This window comes from Kitasatospora sp. NPDC004289, assembly GCF_053602875.1.
Genome location: NZ_JBSGEL010000147.1, coordinates 1 through 6,433, shown reverse-complemented (window position 1 = coordinate 6,433; position 6,433 = coordinate 1). Strand labels below are relative to the sequence as shown.

The following is a 6,433-nucleotide window of genomic DNA, read 5'->3' as shown; positions in this document are numbered from 1 at the left end:
GGAGAGCGCCGGGCGCGAATGGGTCCTGGAGGGGACGGCGGTGACGGTCAGCGACGAGGTCCTGCGACGCCGCCGCGGACCGCTGCTGACGGTGCTGATCGCGACCGTCACCGCCACCCTCTCCGCCGGCCTGCCGGCGCTGCTGCCCAGCACCGGCTACGACCGCTGCGACCGCGGCACGGTCTGCTTCTTCACCGAGCCGGACGGCCAGGGCGACTACTGCGCCTGGGTGGACGGGGACGACGACTGGTCCACCGGGGAGACCGGCTGCGCCTGGGCCGCGCGGCGGCCGCCGCTCTCGGTCTTCAACAACGGACAGAACCTCTCCGAGGGAGCCACCAGGGTCGACGTGGAGTACTTCGCCGGCACGGGGTGGGAGCAGCGGATCGGCTGCCTGCCCAACGGCGAGCGGCGCAACCTCGCGGACGGGGACCGCCTGCCGCGCTCCCACCAGTGGATCAGGTCCTGCGCACCGTAGCGCGCCCGGGCGTCCGGGCGCCCGGGCGGGTCCGGGGACGCCTCAGGGGACGGGCCGTCACGTCCCGTTCCCCTCGCCGCCGTCCGGGTGCAGGCCGAACAGGGCGAGCACCGCCCCGGCCTGCGCCGGGTCGTCGGCCTCGACGGTGACCGGGCCGGTCACCCGGAGCCGGAGGTGGGCGAAGGCCGGGGCGAGGGCCGCCAGCGCGGCCGCGGGCTCGGGCGCGCCCACCCGCTCGCAGTGCCAGCGCTCGACCCGCAGTTCGCGCAGGGTGAGGCTCTCCAGCTGCGGCAGGAGCGGTGACCCGGCCAGGGCGGTGAGGGTGTCGAAGTCGTTCGAGTCGAACTCGACCCGGCCGAGGTCGAGCCGACGCAGGGCGGGGAGGTGCCCGGCGCCCAGCTCCTCGACCTGGTCGACCGAGCAGGCGACGCCGAACACGTCGCTCTCCAGGTCGACTTCGAAGGCGGTCAGCGCGGGGAGGCGGCCGGGGTGGAAGACGGATCCGTCCGAGAGCACGGCGCCGCGGGTACGGAGCCGGGTCAGGCCTTGGTGCTCCACCGCGTCCACCAGGAAGGCGCCTTCGAGTTCCAGGCTCCGCAGGGCCGGCAGGGCCTCCCAGGGCGCGGTCCGGACCAGACCGGTGCCGTGGTGCTCCAGGGGGTCCAGCCGGCGCCCCGTCGAGCTCTCGCCGTCCTCGAAGAGGTACTCGAACGCGTGGCCCAGGTAGAGGTGTTCGAGCCGGGGGAGGGGATGGCGGACCAGGGTGGCCGCGGCCCGTTCGGCGGAGTGGTGGTGGTCGGTGAGGTGGAGTTCGAGGGAGCGCAGCTGCCGTGCGGCCGGGTGCGCGAGCAGGGCCTCGATCAGGGCACCCTCCCACTGCTCCGGGTCGGCCGGGTCGGCCGTGGTGACACCGCGCGCGCTCATCCGGGCCACCAGGGGGCCGCGGCGCGCGGCCGGGTCGGGGGCGAGTCGGAAGACGGCGGTCTCCCAGGCGCCGTCGGCCCCGGTGCACCGCCAGGAGCCGTCGGACAGGAGCAGTTCGGGGAGCTGAGCGTCCGTCACGTCGCCGTCGGGCACGGTGGTCTCCGGTTCATCGGTGGGGCGTCGGCGTTCGAGGGCCGATCCTGCCATCCGGGCGCCCGGGCGGGGGGACGACCCTAGGTGTTCCGAGGTACTACGGCGGCGCGTGCCGGGACAGGCTGAGGCCCTCAACCGAACCAGAGGGGGAACCACCATGAACCTCAAGCGCTCCGTCGTCGGTCTGCTCGGTGCCGCGGCGCTGCTGCCGGCCCTGCTCGCCGGGGCCGGCTCGGCCCAGGCCGTGCAGGCCGCGCCCGCGGCGATCACGGCCGGCTCGCCGTCGGCGTCGGGGGTCACGCCGGACTACTACGGCTACGACCGGGACATGTTCAACATCCCCTGCAACTACGGCAGCCTGTGCGCCGCGGTGAACGACCCGGTCCGCCAGAAGTGGGCGGTCTTCCGCTTCGACCCGTGCCGCCTGTACAGCGTGTCGAACTGGGAGGGCACCGGATACCTCACCAACAACCAGACGCCCAACACCGTCTCGCGGTTCTACGGGGGCAGCGGCCAGCAGCTGTTCACCTCCACGGCTGGTTCGGGCTCCTCGACCCGCCAGCTCACGGTGAACTGGTCGCCCGTCTGGTCGCTGCGCAACTGCTGACGCGCAGTCAGGCGGTCCGGCTCCGTACCACGGGGGCGGAGCCGGACCGCCGCGTGCGCCCGACGGGTGGTCACCTGCCACGAGGACCACGGAAGGTGACCGACCGTCGGGCTCCACTCGGCCGCTACTGGCCCCTAGGGCCGCTGCGGCCGGTCGGGGCCGGCGGCCTGGGCCGGGACGGGTGCCCCGGCCCGGCGGGCGTGCAGGACCGTGGCGTCGAGCGGCAGCGGGGAGCCGCCGACCAGGATCAGGCCCGCGTCTGCCAGCAGCCGGGCGTAGTGCTCGGCCCGGCGTTCCCGGCCGCCGACGTTGCACCGCATGTGCAGGTCCCACGCGGTGGCCAGCGAGGGCGAACCGTCGGCCGGGAGCACCCGTTCGACGATCAGCAGGTCCGCGTGGGCGGGCATGGCCGCCGCGCAGTGCCGCAGGATCTCCCGGCAGCGCTCGTCGTCCCAGTCGTGCAGGATGCGCGACAGCAGGTAGACGTCCCCGCCCGGCGGCACGTCGGCGAAGTCGCCCGCCAGGTAGGTGCAGCGGTCACCGCACCCGGCCGCGTCCAGGGCCCGCCGGGCGGCCTCCACCGCGTGAGGGCGTTCCAGCAGGACGCCGCGCAGCCGGGGATGGGCGGTGAGCAGCCTGCCGAGCAGCTCGCCGTTGCCGCCCGCGACGTCCACCACCGTGCCGCCCGCCGCCGCGGTCACGGCCGGATGGGCCGTCAGCGGTTCGAACATCCGCGAACTCGCCGCCATGGAGAGGTCGAAGAGCTCGGCCAACTCCGGTTGCCGGGCGAAGTGTTCGAAGTGGTTCTCCCCGTGGAGGTGGTCGAAGGCGACCCCGCCGGTCCGCACGGTGTGCCCGAGCTCCGCGAAGGAGCGGTAGAACGGCCCGCCGTACATCAGGGCCAGCGGCCGCATCGAGGACGGGGCGTCGCTGCGCAGCAGGGCACCGAGCGCGGTGAGCCGGTAGCCGTACCCGTCGGTCTCGACCACGTCCAGCATGGCGAGGTAGCGCAGCAGGGAGGCCAGCGCGTCGGGGTCGGCGCCGACCGTCCGGGCCAGGGCCGCCAGGCCGGTGGTCGTACCGGTGTCCAGCGCGTCGGGCAGCCGCAGTTCCGCCGAGACGGCCAGCGCCTGGGTGGTCCACGCCCCGGTGAGCAGGAGCAGGAGCGTTTCGGCGGACCGGTCGGCCTGACGGCCGCTCAGGTGCCCCGCCAGCACGTCCGGGTGCTCGCCCGGGACGTACAGCTCCAGCCGCCGGTAGCCCGCCTTGGAGTCCGGGGGCGCGGTGAAGTAGAGGACGGTGCCGTCCTCGTGCGGGTTGTAGCCGCCGCCGTCCGGACCGGCGCCGTGCCGGGCCAGCAGCGCGCAGAGCCCGCGAAGCACCAGCGGATCGGGGTGCTCCACCTCCAGGGCCAGGTGCGCCTCGTGGTCCTCGGCGCGCTCCTGCCGGGCCAGCGGGCCGAGCTCCGAACCCGGCGGCACGGTCAGCACGAAGACCTCGACGGTGCGGCCCGTCCCGGCCACGGTCGGGCGCAGGATGCGCACGTCCAGGTCCGCCGGCTCCCGCCCGTGCCGGGCGGCCAGCCGGTCCCGGACCACCACGCTCGGCCTGGCCGTCACCCCGGGATCGAGCCCGCAGTCGGCCAGCAGGCCGCGGTGGGCCTCGGCGGTCGGCGGGAAGACCAGCAACGCGGCGTGCGAGAAGCGGCAGTGGTCCGCGAGCGCGCGCAGCTCGGGGCCGTCGAGGCCGGGGAGGAGCAGCGGCAGCAGGGCGGCGGTGTCCTGCTGCCGGACGAAGGAGACGGCCTCCGCTAAGCGGGCGGCGTCCGTGCGCAGGGGGGTGGTGGTGCTCGTGGACATGGTGGTGCGTCCTCATCTCTGGTGTGTGGTACGGGATTCCGGGGTCCAGGGGTTCCGGGGCTCCGGGTTCCCGGGATTCCGGGCATGGCAAAGCCGGACCCGGCCGGGGCAGGCGGTGCCTGTTCCGGCCGGGCCGACGTGAGGGGGGTGGTCCGGGGAGGTGGGACTCAGACGCCGACGTAGTGCTCGGCGAACCAGTCCTGGAGGGTGCGCGAGCCGCGCAGCGAGGCGAGGCGTGCGCGCCGCAGTCCGTGGTGGAAGTCGGAGGCGTCCGACTGCGGTGGGGCGTTGAGGAGTTGCACCATCCAGTGCGAGAACTCCTGGGCCCGCCAGATGTGTTCGAGGCTACGTCGGGAGTACGCTTCGAGACCGCTGGAGTCGCCCCGGTGCAGCTGGGCGATCAGCGCCTCGGCGAGCAACTCGGCCTCCAGGACGGCGAGGTTGGCGCCCTTGGCCGCTGAGGGGCTGAGCAGGGCGGCGGCGTCCCCGGCGAGGAGGAGCGAGCCGTACCGGAGCGGTTCGAGGACGTCGGACTCCAGGTCGATCACGGAGCGGTGGACGATCGGGCCCCGGTGCAGCGGGCCGTGCTCCTCGGCGCGCAGCCTGCGCTCCAGCTCCTCCCAGACCCGCTCGTCGGGCAGGGCTTCGGCCGAACTCCCGCGCTCGGACTGGAGGTAGTAGCGGGTGAGGGTGGACGTGCGGGCCATGTGCCCGGCGAAGCCGCGGTCGTGCACCGCGTAGCCGACCGCGTCCAGGCTGGGCGGCGCCTCGGCGAGCAGGCCCAGCCAGGAGATCCCGTGGTCGTGCCGGTGGTGCCGGACCGCGCCGGGCGGAAGTGACCGGCGGGCGGCGCCGTGCCGGCCGTCGCACCCGGCGACGTAGCGGCCCTGCCAGGCGGCGGTGGCGCCGTGCTCGCGACTGCCGACGGTGACGCGGGGGCGGCCGGAGTCGGCGTCCAGGACGGCCAGCGCCTCGGTGCCGAAACGTACCTGCCCCCCGGCCTGCCGGTAGTGCGCCAGCAGGTCGGCCACCAGTTCGTGCTGGGGGTGGACGGTGTGGCGCTCGCCCCGGCCGAGGGTGGAGTAGTCGAGGCGGAAGGCGCCGTCCTCGGTGCGGAACTCGCAGAGCGCGTGCTCCCGTCCGCGTCGGCGCAGGCCCTCGGCGAGGCCGTGCCGCTCCAGGATCCGCACCGTGTTGGCGGCCAGGTACCCGGCCCGGGAGCGGGCTGCGAGCTGCTCGGGGGTGGCGCGCTCCAGGATGACGCAGTCGATCCCCGCGGCGTGCAGCAGATTGCCGAGCACCAGCCCGGCGGGGCCGGCGCCGAGGATGAGCACGTCAGCTGAATTGCGCACAGCTGGGATGATCTGACTCTCCGTCATGGAATTGGATCATAGGCAGTTGCCGAGCGGATGAGCGGAGAAGTTCACCCGTATGCAGGCAGATGGGCGGCGGTGAATGAAGAACTGCCTGCTCAGGGGCGCCAGTTGGTAGGCAGAGTGTAGTGGTGGCCGGGCTGCCAGGCCGGGGCGGCGGTGAGCAGCTCGGTGAGCGGCCTGCCGAGCAGCAGGTGGTCGAGGGCGATGCGGTTGGCGGAGTGCGCGATCAGCAGGACGCGGCGGCCGTCGTGGCGGACGGCCAGCTCACTCAGCAACTCGGCCGTGGCGTCCACCACTTGACGGTAGCTCTGGCCACCGCCGGGGAAGGGGTCGTCGAGCCGGCGCAGGCGCTGGGCGGAGACGGCGGCGGCCGAAGTCCCGTTCAGGGCACCGTAGTCGCACTCGCGCAGGCGGGCGTCCTGGGTCGGCTCCAGGCCGGGGAAGGCGATCCGGGCCGTCTCCACGGCCCGCCGGAGGTCAGAGGTGAGCACGTCCGCGAAGCCGCCGCCGCGGCGGCGCTCCCCGAGCTCGGCGGCCTGTCGGCGGCCGAGCTCGGAGAGGCTGCCGGGCAGCCACCCCGTGGCGATTCCCGCCTCGTTGTCCGTGGTGGTGGAGTGTGTCTCGTAGACGATCTCGACGGCCAAGGCGGGGCTCCTCTCAGGCGGCGGTGCGGCCGCGCCACCACTCCACGGTAGCCTCGAACTGCTCGTCCAGCGGGGTCGCGCGCACGGCGAACACGGCCTCGTACGCGGAGGAGTCGACCACGAACGGACGGTCGAACTGGTAGCGGGTCTCCTTGAGTTCGCGCAGCAGCGGCGAGAACAGACCGGCGAGGCCGAGCACGGCGGAGGGCAGCCGCTTCACGGCGGGCGCGGTGGTCCCGGCCGTGGCGGCCATGCCGTGCACCATCTCGCGCGCCGAGCGGGCGGGCAGGGTCGGCACGTGCCAGGCCCGGCCCCAGGCGCGCTCGTCGGAGGCGGCCTCGGCGTCCGTCCGCTGAACAACCAGCAAGATCGGAAGAGCGTCGATGATGGAA

At 74.3% G+C, this 6,433-nt stretch carries 6 protein-coding genes and 1 pseudogene; 2 read left to right on the top strand and 5 right to left on the bottom strand.

Features of this window, described 5'->3' with window-relative positions; all coding sequences use genetic code 11:
• On the top strand, positions 1–478 hold a 478-nt coding region (locus ACWEPF_RS39380), incomplete at its 5' end, for a peptidase inhibitor family I36 protein (protein ID WP_452176453.1).
• A 57-nt stretch (positions 479–535) separates the two neighbouring features.
• On the opposite strand, the gene ACWEPF_RS39375 is transcribed toward ACWEPF_RS39380, so the two are convergent.
• Entirely contained in the window at positions 536–1,555 is a 1,020-nt protein-coding gene (locus ACWEPF_RS39375; protein WP_452176452.1) for a hypothetical protein, read from the bottom strand.
• 157 nt (positions 1,556–1,712) lie between these two features.
• Here ACWEPF_RS39375 and ACWEPF_RS39370 point away from each other — a divergent pair, with 157 nt between their 5' ends.
• Positions 1,713–2,162, top strand: coding sequence for a hypothetical protein (locus ACWEPF_RS39370; RefSeq protein ID WP_452176451.1), 450 nt, complete (start codon positions 1,713–1,715; stop codon positions 2,160–2,162).
• 134 nt (positions 2,163–2,296) lie between these two features.
• Here ACWEPF_RS39370 and ACWEPF_RS39365 read toward each other — a convergent pair whose 3' ends face one another.
• From ACWEPF_RS39365 to ACWEPF_RS39350, 4 genes and pseudogenes are all read right to left on the bottom strand, one after another.
• Positions 2,297–4,021 carry a methyltransferase gene (locus ACWEPF_RS39365; protein ID WP_452176450.1) on the bottom strand — a complete coding sequence of 575 codons (1,725 nt, stop codon included), beginning with the start codon at positions 4,019–4,021 and terminating at the stop codon, positions 2,297–2,299.
• A gap of 167 nt (positions 4,022–4,188) precedes the next feature.
• The gene (locus tag ACWEPF_RS39360; protein ID WP_452176449.1) at positions 4,189–5,400 is read right to left on the bottom strand and encodes a 4-hydroxybenzoate 3-monooxygenase; all 1,212 of its coding nucleotides are present in this window, start codon (positions 5,398–5,400) and stop codon (positions 4,189–4,191) included.
• Between the two features lie 92 nt (positions 5,401–5,492).
• Positions 5,493–6,041 carry a histidine phosphatase family protein gene (locus ACWEPF_RS39355; protein WP_452176448.1) on the bottom strand — a complete coding sequence of 183 codons (549 nt, stop codon included), beginning with the start codon at positions 6,039–6,041 and terminating at the stop codon, positions 5,493–5,495.
• A gap of 13 nt (positions 6,042–6,054) precedes the next feature.
• A pseudogene (locus ACWEPF_RS39350) lies at positions 6,055–6,433 on the bottom strand (NAD-dependent epimerase/dehydratase family protein); the annotation flags it as partial.